General features: G+C 60.4%; 14 protein-coding genes. 6 read left to right on the top strand and 8 right to left on the bottom strand.

What is annotated here, in order from left to right; genetic code table 11:
• Positions 1–69: 69 nt before the first annotated feature.
• Positions 70–1,257, bottom strand: coding sequence for an MFS transporter (locus M5B97_RS04770; RefSeq protein ID WP_248730879.1), 1,188 nt, complete (start codon positions 1,255–1,257; stop codon positions 70–72).
• A gap of 91 nt (positions 1,258–1,348) precedes the next feature.
• Between M5B97_RS04770 and M5B97_RS04765 the strand changes: the two genes are divergently transcribed.
• Positions 1,349–1,894 (top strand): TetR/AcrR family transcriptional regulator, encoded by a 546-nt coding sequence (locus tag M5B97_RS04765; protein WP_248730878.1) that lies wholly within the window; start codon positions 1,349–1,351, stop codon positions 1,892–1,894.
• Positions 1,895–2,023: 129 nt separating this feature from the next.
• Here M5B97_RS04765 and M5B97_RS04760 read toward each other — a convergent pair whose 3' ends face one another.
• From M5B97_RS04760 to M5B97_RS04745, 4 genes are all read right to left on the bottom strand, one after another.
• Positions 2,024–2,803: an ABC transporter permease gene (locus M5B97_RS04760; RefSeq protein ID WP_060756954.1), complete on the bottom strand. Its 780-nt coding sequence runs from the start codon at positions 2,801–2,803 to the stop codon at positions 2,024–2,026.
• Positions 2,800–3,732, bottom strand: a complete 933-nt coding sequence (locus M5B97_RS04755; RefSeq protein ID WP_123716847.1) for an ABC transporter ATP-binding protein — start codon at positions 3,730–3,732, stop codon at positions 2,800–2,802. Before M5B97_RS04755 ends, M5B97_RS04760 begins: the two co-directional genes overlap by 4 nt.
• A gap of 132 nt (positions 3,733–3,864) precedes the next feature.
• Positions 3,865–4,482: a glutathione S-transferase gene (locus M5B97_RS04750; protein ID WP_123716846.1), complete on the bottom strand. Its 618-nt coding sequence runs from the start codon at positions 4,480–4,482 to the stop codon at positions 3,865–3,867.
• 56 nt (positions 4,483–4,538) lie between these two features.
• Complete coding sequence (locus M5B97_RS04745; protein WP_248730877.1) at positions 4,539–5,198, bottom strand: transglutaminase family protein; 660 nt, start codon at positions 5,196–5,198, stop codon at positions 4,539–4,541.
• A 190-nt stretch (positions 5,199–5,388) separates the two neighbouring features.
• Here M5B97_RS04745 and M5B97_RS04740 point away from each other — a divergent pair, with 190 nt between their 5' ends.
• A complete protein-coding gene (locus tag M5B97_RS04740) occupies positions 5,389–7,836 on the top strand; it encodes an acyl-CoA dehydrogenase (RefSeq protein ID WP_248730876.1) in 2,448 nt (815 codons plus the stop codon).
• Between the two features lie 76 nt (positions 7,837–7,912).
• Entirely contained in the window at positions 7,913–8,320 is a 408-nt protein-coding gene (locus tag M5B97_RS04735) for a PA2817 family protein (RefSeq protein ID WP_134659978.1), read from the top strand.
• A gap of 65 nt (positions 8,321–8,385) precedes the next feature.
• On the opposite strand, the gene M5B97_RS04730 is transcribed toward M5B97_RS04735, so the two are convergent.
• Positions 8,386–9,318: a LysR family transcriptional regulator gene (locus M5B97_RS04730; RefSeq protein ID WP_123716831.1), complete on the bottom strand. Its 933-nt coding sequence runs from the start codon at positions 9,316–9,318 to the stop codon at positions 8,386–8,388.
• A gap of 90 nt (positions 9,319–9,408) precedes the next feature.
• On the opposite strand from M5B97_RS04730, the gene M5B97_RS04725 reads away from it, so the two are divergent.
• On the top strand, positions 9,409–10,035 hold the full coding sequence (locus M5B97_RS04725; protein WP_248730875.1) for an alanyl-tRNA editing protein: 627 nt from the start codon (positions 9,409–9,411) through the stop codon (positions 10,033–10,035).
• On the opposite strand, the gene M5B97_RS04720 is transcribed toward M5B97_RS04725, so the two are convergent.
• Both M5B97_RS04720 and M5B97_RS04715 read right to left on the bottom strand, forming a co-directional pair.
• The gene (locus M5B97_RS04720) at positions 10,032–11,606 is read right to left on the bottom strand and encodes an alkaline phosphatase D family protein (RefSeq protein WP_248730874.1); all 1,575 of its coding nucleotides are present in this window, start codon (positions 11,604–11,606) and stop codon (positions 10,032–10,034) included. The two genes, M5B97_RS04725 and M5B97_RS04720, sit on opposite strands and share 4 nt — an antisense overlap.
• The gene (locus tag M5B97_RS04715; RefSeq protein ID WP_248730873.1) at positions 11,603–12,157 is read right to left on the bottom strand and encodes a GNAT family protein; all 555 of its coding nucleotides are present in this window, start codon (positions 12,155–12,157) and stop codon (positions 11,603–11,605) included. Before M5B97_RS04715 ends, M5B97_RS04720 begins: the two co-directional genes overlap by 4 nt.
• A gap of 190 nt (positions 12,158–12,347) precedes the next feature.
• Between M5B97_RS04715 and M5B97_RS04710 the strand changes: the two genes are divergently transcribed.
• Both M5B97_RS04710 and M5B97_RS04705 read left to right on the top strand, forming a co-directional pair.
• The gene (locus tag M5B97_RS04710; protein ID WP_134659972.1) at positions 12,348–12,755 is read left to right on the top strand and encodes a biopolymer transporter ExbD; all 408 of its coding nucleotides are present in this window, start codon (positions 12,348–12,350) and stop codon (positions 12,753–12,755) included.
• Positions 12,756–12,757: 2 nt separating this feature from the next.
• Positions 12,758–13,492, top strand: a complete 735-nt coding sequence (locus tag M5B97_RS04705) for an energy transducer TonB (RefSeq protein ID WP_248730872.1) — start codon at positions 12,758–12,760, stop codon at positions 13,490–13,492.
• The last annotated feature ends 23 nt before the right edge of the window (positions 13,493–13,515 follow it).

Here is a 13,515-nt window from a genome sequence, read left to right as displayed (position 1 = left end):
CTGATCGAATATCTATATAACGGGTAATATCTCTATCTGTTATCTATTTTGCCAATATAAGGATATTAGCTACACCGCTGGCCTGGTCCGCGCCGTCGCCTGCCATAGCAATCCGGCCAATGCACCGAGTGCCAAAACGATGAGCACAGCACCGTAGCCGTCGGTGGTTGCGATCAAGCCATAGACCCGGCTCAGGTTACCCGCAAGCAGCGCCGGCAGGCAGAACGCCAGGTAGCTCAACACATAGAACGCCGACATCAGACCCGCCCTTTCATGGGGCAACGCCAAGCCGACGATACTGCGCACACTGCCCATGAACCCGCCGCCGAAACCGAAGCCGGCGATCACACTGGCGACAAAGAACAGCCACAGGGCGGCGCTCTGCACCGCCACCAACAACAGTGCCACCCCAGTGGCCAACAATGCAGCCGACAGGCGCATGACGTTATCTGCCGGGCGGTCACGCAGGCTGTAGATCATCACCGCACCACTGAGCGTCACCACCGCCACCAGCCCACCACCGATCAGGTGCGAGGTCGACCCCGTTGCAGCCCGTACCAGCGAAGGCGCCAGGGAGGAAAAGAAACCACCCAATGCCCATACCGCCACATTCAATGGCATCGCCAGCCACAAGGCACGACGCGCCTGTTGGGGGACGTGCAGGGTCGGCGCCAGCGACTTCAAGGCACCCGGTATGCGGCTGACGGTTTCCGGCAAGCGCCATACATACAGCGCCTGCAGCAGCATCAGTGCCAGCATCGCGAAATAAATCAATTGGGTCGGCCGTGGTGCAAATTCCACCAGCAGGCCACTGCCCAAACCACCGCTGGCCATACCCAGCAGCGGCGCAAGGCTATTGAGCATCGGGCCACGGGTACGGTCGGTGTCGAGCAAGGTCGCACTCAATACCGCTGTCGCCATGCCAGTGGCGAAACCTTGCAGAGCGCGGGCGGCAATCAGGTACGCGGTGCTGTCAGCATTGATAAACAGCAGCATCGCCAGCATATTCAGGATCAATGCCGCGAAAATCACCGGTTTTCGTCCCAGGTAATCCGACAGCGAACCCACGGTCAGCAACGCTGCCAGCAGGCTCACGGCATACACGCCGAAGACCACCGTCAACATGGCCGCCGAGAAATGCAGGTTGTCTTGATACACCTGATACAACGGCGTGGGTGCGCTGGACGCAGCGAGAAAGGTCAGTATCGTCACCACCAGGAACGCCAGATTGGAACGATGGGAAGTAAGGCTGGACATGGGCACGCTCCGCTAAAGCTAATATTTTGCTTTTTCGGAGTGTGCTACCAGAAAGCGCTTAAAGCAAATTCTTTGTGTTAAGGTTTTACGCATGGCGATAAAAGAAGGCCTTCGCCCGGGAGGCCGTAGTGCCCGGGTCCAAGAATCAGTGCACAACGCGGCCCGGCAATTGCTGGAAGCCCATGAGCGCTCCAGCGTTACCGTGCCAATGATTGCGGCACGGGCAGGCGTCACGCCGTCCACCATTTACCGGCGTTGGGGTGACCTGTCCGCCCTGCTCGCCGACGTGGCCCTGGAACGCCTGCGCCCTGACGGCGAACCCGCCAACACCGGTAGCCTGCGCGGCGACCTGCGCGCCTGGGGCGAACAATACCTGGATGAAATGAGTTCGGAGCTGGGGCGCAATATGATGCGCGACGTGCAGTGCAGCCATCCCAGGGACTATTGCAGCAACATTCTGATGGGCCAGTTGCAGATCATTCTTGATCGTTACCAAAACACTGCCGACCCACTACCGACCCTGGACAGGTTGCTGAACCTGATTGCCGCGCCGACGGTGTATCGCAGCCTGTTTTCCAGCGCACCGCTGCCGGTTGAAGAATTGCATGAGCTAATCGAACTGGCGCTGCGAGCCTGAAGCCTCTGCAGAACCAAATGTAAAAGGGGGCTTGCTCCCGATGGCAGTGTGTCAGTCAGTGAATAAGGACTGAGCCACCGCCATCGGGAGCAAGCCCCCTCTCACATTTTACTGCCTGCATTCAGTCAATCAGGTGCGCATCCCGCGCCCGCTCACCAGCAACCGCGCGCAACCGATATACAGCACCACGGTTGCGATCAGCATGAAGGTGATCGCCACGCTGATCTTGATATCCGACACGCCCAGGATGCCGTAGCGAAACGCGTTGACCATATGCAGCACCGGGTTGGCCAGTGACACGGTCTGCCAGAACGGCGGCAGCAGGGTGATGGAGTAGAACACCCCGCCCAGGTAGGTCAGCGGCGTCAGCACGAAGGTCGGGATGATCGAAATATCATCGAAGTTGCGTGCAAATACGGCGTTGATAAACCCCAGCAGCGAGAAAATCGTCGCCGTCAGCACCACCACCAACAGGGTGACCCCAAGGTGATGCACCTGCAGGTGGGTGAAGAACAACGACAGCAAGGTCACGATCACCCCGACCATCAAGCCCCGCAGTACGCCACCCAGGGTGTAGCCGATCAGAATGGTGTGGGGCGATACCGGCGATACCATCAGTTCTTCGATGGAGCGCTGGAATTTGCTGCCGAAGAAACTCGAGACCACGTTACCGTAGGAGTTCGTGATCACCGACATCATGATCAGCCCGGGCACGATGTACTCCATGTAGGTAAAACCACCCATGTCGCCGATCTGGCGGCCGATCAGGTTACCGAAGATCACGAAGTACAGGACCATGGTGATCGCCGGCGGCAGCAGGGTCTGCGGCCAGATCCGGGTAAAGCGCTTCACTTCGCGATAGACGATGGTTTGCAGGGCAACGAGGTTGGGTTGCAGTTCGGAACTCATACCGCCACCTTCGCCAGATTTTTCTCCACCAGGGACACGAACAACTCCTCAAGGCGATTGGTTTTGTTACGCAGGCTCAGCACTTCAATGTTCTGAGTCGCCAATTGGGTGAACAGCGCGGTGATGCCCATGGCCTTGTCCACCTGGACTTCCAGGGTGTGGCCATCGACCAGCCGGCTTGGGTAACCAAGCAACTGCGGCGGCGCCGACAGGTTGTTTTTCAGATCCAGCAGGAAGGTTTCCACATGCAACTGGCCCAGCAGGTTACGCATGCTGGTGTTCTCGACGATGGTGCCGTGGTCGATGATGCCGATGTTGCGGCACAGTTGCTCAGCCTCTTCCAGGTAATGGGTGGTGAGGATGATGGTAATGCCCTGCTCGTTCAGCTCGGTGAGAAAGGTCCACATCGAGCGACGCAGTTCGATGTCCACGCCTGCGGTCGGTTCATCGAGGATCAGCAGGCGTGGTTGATGAACCAGCGCACGGGCAATCATCAAGCGGCGCTTCATACCCCCGGACAGCGAGCGCGATGGCACGTCGCGCTTGTCCCACAAGCCCAATTGGGTGAGGTACTGCTCGGCGCGCTCCTTGGCGACTTTGGCCGGGATGCCGTAGTAGCCGGCCTGGGTCACGACGATGTCGAAGGTCTTTTCGAACTGGTTGAAATTGAACTCCTGGGGTACCACGCCGATGGAGCGCTTGAGCGCCGCCGGGGATTTGTCCAGGTCATGACCAAAGATATTCACGGTACCGCTGGTCTTGTTGACCAGGGTCGAGAGAATACCGATGGTGGTGGACTTGCCGGCGCCGTTGGGGCCGAGCAAGGCGAAGAAGTCACCTTCGGCAACGTCCAGATCGATACCACTCAAGGCCTGGAAACCGTTGCCGTAGGTTTTGGTTAGCTGCCGGATGGACAGAGCGGAACTCATATCGGATTACGCACCAAAGAAGGGAATAGAAGAAATAGATGAGGGCGCATCGCAGGTAGTTCAACCCGCGATGCACGGGCATGGTGCGTGCCCACGTCGCACAAGTACAGTCACCCGTATTAATAGTAGGTATTAAGTCAACGCGGTCATTACCGCTTTGCGGTAGGCCGGGCGTTGCTGCAAACGCTGGTACCAGGCTTCCAGATGGGGCATTGCAGGGCGCTCGATAGGCATTTCGAACCAGGCATAAACGAAGCAGCCCAGGGGAATATCGCCCATGCCGAATGCGTCGCCGGACAGGTAAGGCTGTTCGGCCAGGGCCTTGTCCACGGTAGCCAATGCATCGATACAGGCCTGGCGCCCAGCGTTGATGCTGTCCCAGTTCTGTTTTTCCGCCGGGGTACGCACGATGCCCCAGAACACTGCCTTGAACGGCTCGGCGAGGGTCGACGTGGTCCAGTCCATCCACTTTTCGGCATTGGCGCGGGCTTGCAGGTCGCTCGGGTAAAACGCCGACGCATGCTTGGCGCACAGGTAACGCACGATGGTGTTGGATTCCCACAGCACAAAGTCACCATCTTCGATCACCGGCACCCGGCCATTGGGATTCATTGCCCGGTATTGCGGCGTGTCGACCACACCAAAAGCCCCGCCCGCATCAATTGCCTCATAGTCCAGGCCGAGCTCCTCGGCGCACCAAAGTGCTTTCCTGACATTTGATGAATTTTTACGACCCCAGATTTTCAGCATGACCGCGCCTTATCGTGAATGAACATGGCTTGATGAATGCAGCAGCATACGCCGGTTCACCCGCGGCTTAAATCGCTGTGCATATCGCCCAGCACGGTCGGCATGTCCCCGGTAAACAGGTGTGGGTAACACTGCTGAATGTGGGCGAAGAAAAGCGCTTCGGGCACGTCGGCAAACTGCCCGTGGTCCAGCACGTATTCCATCGAACGCCGGCCCTGGCGGTTGAACGCGTGGAACACGCTGTCGTGAATACCATCGAACTCCAGCGGCGGTACATCGAACAACTCGCACAGTTGCTGGTTGAACGCCGGCGTCGCCTTGACCCAGCGGCCACGCAGGTACAACTCGGTGTAGCCATGCATGGCGAACACATCACTCTTGAGCAGCGCGATCAGGCGGGGGGTCGACAGATGATTGCGCACATCCGCCAGGCCGATGCGCGCCGGGATACCGCAGTGGCGAGCACAGGCGGCAAGCAAGGTGGCCTTGGGCACGCAGTAGCTCTCGCCGGCGGCCAGGGCGAAGCTGGCCTTGAGGCTGTCAGGATCATGGCTGAATGTGTAAGGGTTATAGCGAATCGCCTCACGCACGGCGTAATAAAGACTGACTGCCTGGTCACATAAATCCGCGCTGGGACCGCGATGTTTTTCGGCGAACTCCACCACTGCGGGGTGGTCACTATCGATGAAGCGGCTGGGACGCAGGTACGTATCCATAAGCGTTATCTCCGAGACAAGCCTGGAGTCTAACGACAGGGCTGCCCTGGCGATAACGACGATTCGGCCAAATGTCGGCGCCTGGTGAGGGTGCTCCCAGTACAACTCGTTACACCCTGATCACCGCGCTTTTTCGGATGCCGACTAAGCTCCAAGGTGGTTTCGCCCCTGGTTTCACGGAGGATTGAATATGCTGTTGTTGTGGATACTGGTTCTAGTGCTCGGCATTGCCTACCTGGCACACCGTCGCACCGCGCCCCTGCCCGCCTTGGGCGTGGTCGCCGTTTACCTGCTGGCGATGGGCGCCTGGAGCCACGCACCGGGCTGGCTGCTGCTGATTTTCTGGGTACTGATCGCGGCCGTGGCCGCCCCTCTGCTGCTGCCCGACCTGCGCCGCCAATACTTCACCAAGCCGCTGTTCAACTGGTTCCAGAAAGTCCTGCCACCGATGTCCGAGACCGAGCGCGATGCGATCGATGCCGGCACCGTGTGGTGGGATGGTGAACTGTTCAGCGGCCGCCCCGACTGGGACAAATTGCTGGCTTATCCCAAGGCGCAGTTGACTGAAGAAGAACAGGCGTTCATTGACGGCCCCACCGAAGAACTCTGCGCCATGGTCAGTGACTGGGAAATCGGCCAGGCCATGGACTTGCCGCCCGCCGCCTGGGAGCACATCAAGACTCATGGCTTCTTCGCGCTGATCATCCCCAAGGAGTACGGTGGCAAAGGCTTCTCTGCCTATGCCCACTCCCAGGTGGCGATGAAGCTGGCCACCCGCAGCGGCGACCTCGCCTCGACCGTGATGGTGCCCAACTCCCTCGGCCCGGCCGAGTTGCTGCTGCATTACGGCACCGACGAACAACGCAACCACTACCTGCCGCGCCTGGCGCGTGGCGATGATATTCCCTGCTTCGCCCTGACCGGCCCGTTGGCCGGCTCCGACGCGGGCGCGATGCCCGACACCGGTGTGATCTGCAAGGGCGAATGGGAAGGCAAGGAAACACTCGGCCTGCGCCTGAACTGGGAAAAACGCTACATCACCCTCGGCCCGGTCGCGACACTGCTCGGCCTGGCCTTCAAGGCTCATGACCCGGACCATCTGCTGGGTGAAGAAGAAGACCTGGGCATCAGCCTCGCGCTGATCCCCACCGACACTCCGGGCGTGGAAATCGGCCGCCGCCACTTGCCCCTGGGCGCCGCGTTCATGAACGGCCCGAACTCCGGCAAGGATGTGTTCATTCCGCTGGAATTCCTCATCGGTGGCAGGGAAATGCTCGGCAAAGGCTGGATGATGCTGATGAACTGCCTGTCGGTAGGCCGTTCGATTTCGCTGCCTGCCGTGGGCACCGGCGCCGCCAAGTTCACCAGCCTGGTGACCGGCCAGTACGCTCAGGTACGCGAACAGTTCAACGTACCGCTGTCGGCCTTCGAAGGTATCCAGGAAGCCCTGGCGCGCATCGGCGGCAACGCCTGGCTGATGGACAGCGCACGCATGCTTACCGCCAACGCCGTGGACCTGGGGGAAAAACCGTCGGTGCTGTCGGCAATCCTCAAGTACCACCTTACCGAACGCGGTCGCGAGTGCATCAGCCACGCCATGGATGTGCACGGCGGCAAGGGCATCATCATGGGCCCGAACAACTACCTGGGCCGTAGCTGGCAGGGCGCGCCGATTTTCATCACCGTCGAAGGCGCGAACATCCTGTCGCGTAACCTGATGATCTTCGGCCAGGGCGCCATTCGCTGCCATCCGTTCGTGCTCAAGGAAATGGCCCTGGCCGGTCGCGAAGACCATGACCAGGCACTCAAGGAGTTCGATGACCTGCTGCTGCAACACATCGGTTTCGCCGTGAGCAACGCCGCCAGCACGCTGGTCCTGAACCTCGGTGCAGGGCATTTCGAGAAAGCCCCGGGCAACCGTTTGAGCCAGGGTTACTTCCGCGCCTTGAACCGCCAGGCCGCTGCGTTCGCCCTGCTCGCCGACTTGAGCATGATGCTGCTCGGCGGCGAATTGAAACGTCGTGAACGCCTGTCGGCACGCCTGGGAGATGTGCTGAGCCATATGTACCTGGCATCGGCCGCGCTCAAGCGTTATCACGACCTGGATTCGCCGGACCACCTGGAGCCGCTGTTCGCCTGGGCCATGGAAGAAAGCCTCGGTAAGTCGGAGCGTGCACTGGATGAGCTGTTGAGCAACTTCCCGAACAAAGTACTCGGTTGCCTGTTGCGGGTGATCGTGTTCCCGTTCGGGCGTCGCCATACCGGGCCGTCCGATGCGCTGGATGCCGAAGTGGCCGCAGTGATCGGCCGTGCCAAGGGCGATCCGACCCTGGAGGAGTTGCTGGCCGGCTGCTACCGCCCGCAATCGGCGGACGATCCGGTGGGCGCACTGCAACACGCCTACGACCTGCTCGGTGCCAGCCATCCATTGCAGAAAAAACTGCACGCAGCACTCAAAAGCGGCCAGGTCAGGCCGACTGCGGGCGAACACGTCATCGATGCCGCGCTGAACGCGGGTGTGCTGCAGGCCGCCGAAGCGCAGACGCTGCGTGAGGCTGAAGCCGCGCGGCGCAAGGTGATCGACGTGGACGACTTCAGCAAGGAAGAACTGGCCAAGGCTGAGGGTAAAGTTCGCTGAGTCGAGCGGTCATATAATTACGGGCGCTTGAGCTATATACTCTCGCGCCCGTTTTTTGCTTTAGAGGACTTATCTCGTGTCCAACGCCGTTGCCGATCATCTCGTCTTGCTCGATCACCTGCGCAGCATCCTGGTTGCCGTCGGCGAAGCCGAACAGGTACCCGAGGAAAGCCATGCGCTGTTCCTTGAGCGTTTCGACGAACTGCGCGCCCTGCTGCCGGTCGACCCAATCGAAAGCCAGTACCTGGGCCAGGACCTGATGAGCCAGGTCATCCTGCGTTACCCGCAAATTGCCCATCTGGTGCCGCGCGACCTGCTGTGGTTCTTTGGCGGCGATTGCCTGCACTTCATGCCGGACGAAGAGCTGGAGATGTACCAGGCCCTGGAAGAGCGTCGCTATGAGGCCGAACAGAACGACGAACCGTTCGACTGGAACCAGGAAAAGCAACTGCTGGCCATGCCGGATGACCAAAGCAAGCACTGATCTTCAGGCCGTCACAGACTGCATGCGTAAGGGGCTTGCCCCCTTACGCATTTTCAACCGCGCTTCTAGCGTCGACGCAATGTCGGCTCAGTCGCCATGCACTCCACCAGGTAATCAATAAACACGCGCAATTTCGGCGGCAGATAGCGCGTCGGCGAATGCAGCAACCACGCCTCGCCGTGGTAGGACGCAATAAAATCCCACTCCGGCAGTACCTGTACCAAACGCCCCTCCTCCATGGCATGCCGCGCAGTGAAGTACGGCAAGCTGCCAATACCCACATGCTGCAACACCGCATCCAGCCGCACCCCGGTATGGTTCGCCGCGTAACGCCCACGCACCCCTACGGTCACGGTTTTGCTGCCCTGGCGGAATTTCCAGCGGGAATCTCCCGGGGTCTCACCCAGGTAAATGCAACTGTGCTCCAGCAAATCATGGGGATGCAGGGGCGTACCCTGCTCGGCCAAATAGTCCGGCGTCGCACACAACAAATGCTCGATGGGCAACAACTGCCGGCCCACCAGGCCCGGCGGCGGGCTGTCGGTGATGCGGATGCTCAGGTCGACGTTGTCATCAATCAGGTCGACATGCCGATCCTCCAGGATCAGTTGCACATCCACTTTGGGGTAGCGTCGCAAAAACTCCGGCATGTGCGGATGCACCACAAACCGCCCCACCGCCTTCGGCACGCTGACCCGCACCAGGCCCTCGGCTTCATGGGTGAATTGACCGCTGATTTCCATCACCGAACGCGCCGCGCTCACCATCTCGCGGCAGCGCTTGAACACTTCCTCGCCCCCCTCGCTCAAGCGCAACTTGCGTGTGGTGCGTTGCAACAGCCGAGTGGCCAGGGCTTGTTCCAGGCGCGAGATGCTGCGGCTCACTGCCGAGGGTGAAACGCTCAGTTGCCGCGCGGCCTCGGAGAAGCTGCCGGTTTCCACCACCTTGACGAAAATCGCCATTTCACCCAGCAGCGGCAAAGGAAGATTGATGCTCATGACGCACAGGTCCATTGATATTTGAACGGATTATCACCCATCTACGCACTATTTATACTGCCGTTAGAACCCTGATGCGGATGTAACCCGATGACCGAGCGCCTGTTCTTTACCCACGACCACCTGACAGCCGAACTTGAAGTGCTCGCCTGCACACCGCACGAGGATCGGTTCGCAGTCACCTTGCATTCGACGATCTTTCATCCCCAAGGTGGCGGGCAGCCCTCCGACACCGGTTGGCTCGGTGAAAGCAACGTACTGCATGTGACCCAGGAAGCCGACCGCCTCGTTCACTACGTGGACAAGCCAGTTGCGCTGGGGACCGTCACCGCACGGGTCGACGAACGACGCCGCGCCCTCTACACCCGCCTGCATTCTGCCGGGCACCTGATCGGTAATGCCGGGGAAAACCTGGGCTGGATGCCGATCAAGGCGCATCACTGGCCGGGCGAAGGCAAAATCACATTTATCCGCGGGGAAACAGCACAAGCCATAGATGCCGGGCTAATTCAGCAGCAGATCGATCAATGGGTCGCCGCTGACTATTCGCGTTACATGACGTTGGAAGACGGTAAGCGGGAGGTCGGGTTCGGCGCGTTGCCGGCGTATGCCTGCGGCGGCACACACGTGCAATGGCTGAGCGAATTGGGCCAGGTAACGATCCTGGCCCTGTCGGAGAAAAAAGGCACGCTGTCGGTGCGCTACAGCCTGGATTAAACCGCACTCGCCCCCGCTCGCCCCGCCGCCACCACAAATGTCTTGAGGGTCGATACCGTGGCGGTGGGGTCTCGCGGGTCGCTAATCACCCGGAAGCTCGTCAACATCTTCTGCTCCTCCAGCGCCACCGACACGTAGCCGCGCTGACGGCTGTCGAAGAACTTCACATGGGGGTTGAGCGGCAGGATCTGGGTGAAGGCGTCAAACGGCGGGCCATCGGACGTCACTGAAGTGCCGACGAATTCGGTCGCGACAACGGGTGAGTCCAGGTCACTGGCGTCAGCGTGCAGATCCGTGGTCCAGAACGAGTGGATATCGCCGCCCCAGAACACCGGGTTTTTCACCTGTCGATGCTGGATCGACGCCAGCATGCGCTCGCGGTTGGCCATATAGCCGTCCCACCCATCGGTCCAGCGCCCAGGCTTGTGGTTGGTCAGATCGCGTTGAGTCAGCGGTGCCACTAACAGGTCCTGGGCGATGACATTCCACTGCGCCTTTGATTCGGCGAACCCCCGGTCCAGCCAGGCCTCCTGCTCCCAGCCGAGCATCGTGCGGTTGGGCGCGCGCAAGTCGGTGCAGGTAGTGTCGGCGACATGCCCCTGGTGACTGCCGTTGGGGAGAATGCACGGCTGTTCCGAGCGATATTGGCGCCCGTCCAGTACATGGAAGCGCGCCAGTCGGCCGTAGTCCAGGCGCCGATAGATGCGCATATCCGGTCCTCTCGGCACGCTGCCCGCGCGCAGTGGCATATGCTCGTAAAAGGCTTGGTAGGCTGCCGCCCGTTGCTGCAGGAATTGCTTCACCGATACTTTCGGGTCCTGGGACCAGCGATTGGCGTAGTCGTTCTGTACCTCGTGGTCATCCCAGGTCGCCACGCTGGGCGCGGCGGCGTGCAAGGCCTGCAGGTCCGGGTCGGTTTTGTACAACGCGTAACGGTTGCGATAGTCGCTCAGGCTCACTGCGTTGCCACTGCCGTGCGGGCGAATGATCTTGCCGGAGTCAGCCGCGTAGGAACTGTCGTAGATGTAGTCGCCAAGGAAAAACACCAAGTCGGGCTGCTCTGCCGCAAGGTGACGGTAGGCGCTGAAATACCCGCGCTCCCAATGCGAGCACGATACAAACCCCACCCTCGCCGATGCCATTGCATGCAATGGCGGCGCGGTGCATACCCGCCCCACCGGGCTCTGTGCCCCGAGCCCTTCGAACTGGTACCAATATGGCCTGCCTGAATCCAGCCCGGCCACCTCGATATGCACCGAATGGGCAAACCGTTCGGTCGCCATCACCTCGCCTTGCTTGACGATGCGCGTCATCGCCGCATCACTGGCCACCCGCCAACGCACTGGCACCGTACGGCTCAACCCACCGCCTCCATCCACGGCGTTGAACAGCGGCGCCAGGCGCGTCCAGATCACAAAACCATCCGGCAATGGGTCGCCCGATGCCACACCGAGGGTAAACGGATAATCCACACCGGCACTGCGCGCAAAAGGGCTGAGGATCGAAAACGCCGTCGCTACCGCAATGCCGGAGAGCACCCGACGGCGGCCATGGTCCACTGCGCCGCTCACAACCGGCGCGCCCAGTCGTCACGCACCGTGGCAAACCCGAGCAAGTCCTCATACACGCCATTTTTGAGAAACGCCTGACGCAGGCAGCCTTCATAACGCAGGCCGATTTTTTCCATGACCCGTGCCGATTCCTTGTTGCGACCAAAACACTGGCTGCCCACCCGCTGCAACCCCAGTTCGGTGAAGCCGAAGTCCGTCATTGCGCTCGCTGCTTCAGCGGCATAACCCTGATTGCGACAGTGCGCCGCCACCCAACCGCCAAGGTGGCCGTAGTGATGTCGAGCGTTGAGACGCAGGCTGATGATCCCCACCAATTCGCCGGTTGCATGCACATGCATGCCCAGGCTCAGCAACTCGCCTGCACGATATTTTTCTGCGATGGCGGCAATAAAAACCTGCGCCGTTTCCAAGGTGTAGGGCTCTGGAATATTGGCGGTGTTATCTGCGATTTTCGGCCCGTTGGCGAGTGTAAAGAGTACCTCGGCCTGGTCCGGCTCCAGTGCCCGCAGCAGTAAACGCGGTGTGGACAAGTGAGGCAGTTCAGTCGACATGCGGGGCGGCTCTCAAAATAAATGCATCAAGAGTGTACGGCCTTCGTGTCAATTTCATTACGTCATGAAAATGCACGGCACCCCTTCTGAAAGATGCGTCCTAGAGCCTTTAAACCGTAAATTATTCTTAACCAATCGGTCATTTTTGGTTGGTAGCGTGTCGCCCCTAATTCAATGACGGGGCAACAGAATGAGAACCTGGGATGAACCCAAGAAACGCAAGGCACACATCGAGTTGATTCCGATGATCGACGTGATGATGTTCCTCCTGGTGTTTTTCGTACTGGTGAGTCTGAACGTGATTCCGGCACTCGGCATGAAGACACAGTTGCCCAGCGCCAGCACCTCGCAACAGCTCAAGCCGCAGAACAAATTCATCCTGACGCTGGGCCTGGAAGGCCAGTTGCAGCTCGACGGTAAAGACCTCACGGTCGACGCCTTGGTACCCACCCTGAAGGCTGCGGAAAAGCCCGACACCAAGTCGACAATCATCGTCAACAGCGACAAAGGCGTTGAGGTTTCGCGCCTGGTGGAAGTGATGGACACCCTGCGCCAGGGTGGCTTTACCTCCGTCTCCATCGCCACGCGTAAGTCCTGACCATGTATGTATTGTTTCGTACCCGTCAGCTGCTGGGCAGTGTCCCGGCCCTGATCGCCCTGGTGCTGATTGCCCTGGGTATCCAGTCCCAGCCGCTGAAAATCCAGCCTCAGTACGATGAGTCGGCGGTTGAACTTGCCTTAGTCGAACCAGAGCCCGAAGTGGTGCCTGACCCCGTAGTGGAACAAGAGCCGCCACCGCCGGTGATTGAGGATGAAGAGGCCGAGCCGGCCCCTCCGCCACCGCCGCCCAAGCCGCTGCCCAAACCTGAACCCAAGCCCAAGCCGGTGCCCAAACCCAAACCCGTGGTAGCCGCCAAGCCGACACCTGCACCCGCGCCAGTGGCCCCCGTCGCCGCCAAGCCGGTGCAGGCCGCCGTCGCCCCGACACCCGCACCGCCCGCGCCACCGGCACCGCCCAAAGTGGATGGCCAGGCGCTGGAGGGCGGTTACCTCAAAGGTCTGCGCAACGAACTGGACACTTACAAGCAATACCCCACCGGGCGCCAGGCGTCCCTCGAGCGCCCCAGTGGCGAGGTGGTGGTCTGGTTGATGGTGGATCGACAAGGCCGTGTCCTCGACTCCGGGATCCAGACCCCGGCGCCGAGCATGCTGCTCAATCGGGCCGCTACCAATAGCCTGCGCCGCATCAAGCAGGTCAAGCCGTTCCCCGAACAAGCCTTCGGTGGACGCAACGAGCAACGCTTCACCGCCACCTTCAACTACAGCGTGCAATAAGCACCCCGACACCAGGACGACAG

Origin of the sequence: Pseudomonas sp. MWU13-2517 (assembly GCF_023242545.1) — a bacterium.
Lineage (GTDB): Bacteria > Pseudomonadota > Gammaproteobacteria > Pseudomonadales > Pseudomonadaceae > Aquipseudomonas.
The sequence above is the reverse complement of the archived record's forward strand: the minus strand, read 5'-3'. Positions and strand labels throughout refer to the sequence as shown.

Coding starts and splice junctions, on each gene's coding strand:
- M5B97_RS04740 (WP_248730876.1), top strand. CDS start 5,389: ATGCTGTTGTTGTGGATACTGGTTCTAGTGCTCGGCATTGCCTACCTG.
- M5B97_RS04770 (WP_248730879.1), bottom strand. CDS start 1,257: ATGTCCAGCCTTACTTCCCATCGTTCCAATCTGGCGTTCCTGGTGGTG.
- M5B97_RS04755 (WP_123716847.1), bottom strand. CDS start 3,732: ATGAGTTCCGCTCTGTCCATCCGGCAGCTAACCAAAACCTACGGCAAC.
- M5B97_RS04745 (WP_248730877.1), bottom strand. CDS start 5,198: ATGGATACGTACCTGCGTCCCAGCCGCTTCATCGATAGTGACCACCCC.
- M5B97_RS04705 (WP_248730872.1), top strand. CDS start 12,758: ATGTATGTATTGTTTCGTACCCGTCAGCTGCTGGGCAGTGTCCCGGCC.
- M5B97_RS04710 (WP_134659972.1), top strand. CDS start 12,348: ATGAGAACCTGGGATGAACCCAAGAAACGCAAGGCACACATCGAGTTG.
- M5B97_RS04760 (WP_060756954.1), bottom strand. CDS start 2,803: ATGAGTTCCGAACTGCAACCCAACCTCGTTGCCCTGCAAACCATCGTC.
- M5B97_RS04750 (WP_123716846.1), bottom strand. CDS start 4,482: ATGCTGAAAATCTGGGGTCGTAAAAATTCATCAAATGTCAGGAAAGCA.
- M5B97_RS04730 (WP_123716831.1), bottom strand. CDS start 9,318: ATGAGCATCAATCTTCCTTTGCCGCTGCTGGGTGAAATGGCGATTTTC.
- M5B97_RS04725 (WP_248730875.1), top strand. CDS start 9,409: ATGACCGAGCGCCTGTTCTTTACCCACGACCACCTGACAGCCGAACTT.
- M5B97_RS04765 (WP_248730878.1), top strand. CDS start 1,349: ATGGCGATAAAAGAAGGCCTTCGCCCGGGAGGCCGTAGTGCCCGGGTC.
- M5B97_RS04715 (WP_248730873.1), bottom strand. CDS start 12,157: ATGTCGACTGAACTGCCTCACTTGTCCACACCGCGTTTACTGCTGCGG.